This is a genomic window from Arthrobacter sp. B2a2-09 (assembly GCF_027587375.1).
Taxonomy (GTDB): Bacteria; Actinomycetota; Actinomycetes; order Actinomycetales; family Micrococcaceae; genus Arthrobacter.
Genome location: NZ_JAMXIC010000069.1, coordinates 1 through 1,422 on the forward strand (window position 1 = coordinate 1; position 1,422 = coordinate 1,422).

The window sequence follows — 1,422 nt, forward strand, 5'->3', positions numbered from 1 at the left end:
CGGAATTTTTCAAGCTGAACGGTACCAGCGGGAGTTAGGCGGCTAACTGTTCGGTGGTTTCCTTGGGTTGGTTGATCCACGCTGGTCCTGGGAGGGCGAGGATTTTGGGGTCGGTGCTGGTGGTGAAGCGTTCGGGGTGTTTCGAGCGGGCTTGGGCGAGTGTTGCCGAGCGGTCTTTGGCGACGCCAGCGGCGTGGCCGTAGTGGACGTTCGCGGGCGTGTGGAAGCCGATTCCTGAGTGCTGGTGGTGATGGTTGTACCAGTCCACGAAGCCGCTGATGAATGCCCGGGCGTCGTGGACTGAGGCGAAGCGTTCGGGGAATTCCGGACCGTATTTCAGGGTTTTGAAGAGCGATTCACTGTACGGATTGTCATTCGACACCCGGGGCCTGGAGTGGGACCGGGTGACCTCCAGATCCGAGAGCAGCGCGGCCACGGTCTTGGACGTCATGGACGTTCCCCGGTCCGCATGCACGACCTGCGGGATGCCGTGGATCCCGAAGATTCCCTTCATCATTTCCACCGCCAGCACCCCGGACTCGGCGGCGTGCACGTGCGCGCCGACGATGAATCTGGAGTGGATGTCGACCATCATGTAGCAGTCGAAGTACTTGCCCTTGACCGGGCCGGCGAGTTTGGTGATGTCCCAGGTGAACACCTGGCCCGGGGCCGTGGCCACCAGTTCAGGCACTGTCCGGGGCGGGTGCTTGGCCAGGGCGCGGCGTTCCTTGACCTGTTTGTTTTCCTCCAGCACCCGGTAGAACGTCGATAGGGATCCCAGGTAGATTCCCTGGTCCAGCAGCTTCGTGTAGACCTGCATTGGTGCCAGGTCGACGAACTCCGGTGAGTTCAGTGCCGACAGAATCCTGGCGCGCTCGGCGGCGCTGAGCTTGTTCTTCGGCGCCACCGGCGCGTGGTCCCGCGGCGGGGCCGGTTTGCGGTTCGCGGTCGTCCGGGAAACACCGGTCAAGGACGCGGCCCGGCGTGAGGGGATCTTCAGTTCCAGCATCAACCGGTAGGTGGCCATCAGCGTTTCCTGGACCGGGGCTCGTCCGGCATATCCTCTGAGGCGCTCTCTAAGAACGCCTGTAGTTTTCCCATCAGTTCCAGGGCTGCCTCGGTCTTCTTCAGCCGGCTCTCGCTCACCTCTAACTGGCGGCGCAAACGCGCATTCTCGGCCTGGTCCGCCGTTAGTTTCCCGATCGATTCCCCGGGTTCCTTCCCGGCCAGGGCACCGGCGTCACGCAGCCGGCGCCACTCGGTCATCTGCGAGGAATACAACCCCTCCCGGCGCAGGAACGCACCACCCTCGTTGCTCTCGCATGCGTTCTCGTAAGCGGCCAAAAACTCCAGCTTCTGCGCCGGCGTGAAAGACCGGCGGGACCGCGGACCACCCGCCCGGGGTCCAGAACTACTACTACT

Annotated in this window: 1 protein-coding gene; it reads right to left on the reverse strand. The window is 63.4% G+C overall.

Annotated elements, in window-relative coordinates; translation table 11 throughout:
- Window positions 1–34: 34 nt before the first annotated feature.
- Window positions 35–1,422 (reverse strand): IS3 family transposase gene (locus NFJ07_RS25525; protein ID WP_269998897.1). Its coding sequence is split into 2 segments (ribosomal slippage), with 1,389 coding nucleotides annotated over them: window positions 35–1,101 and window positions 1,101–1,422; the frame shifts between segments, so codons are not numbered across the junction. This gene is flagged as partial in the annotation.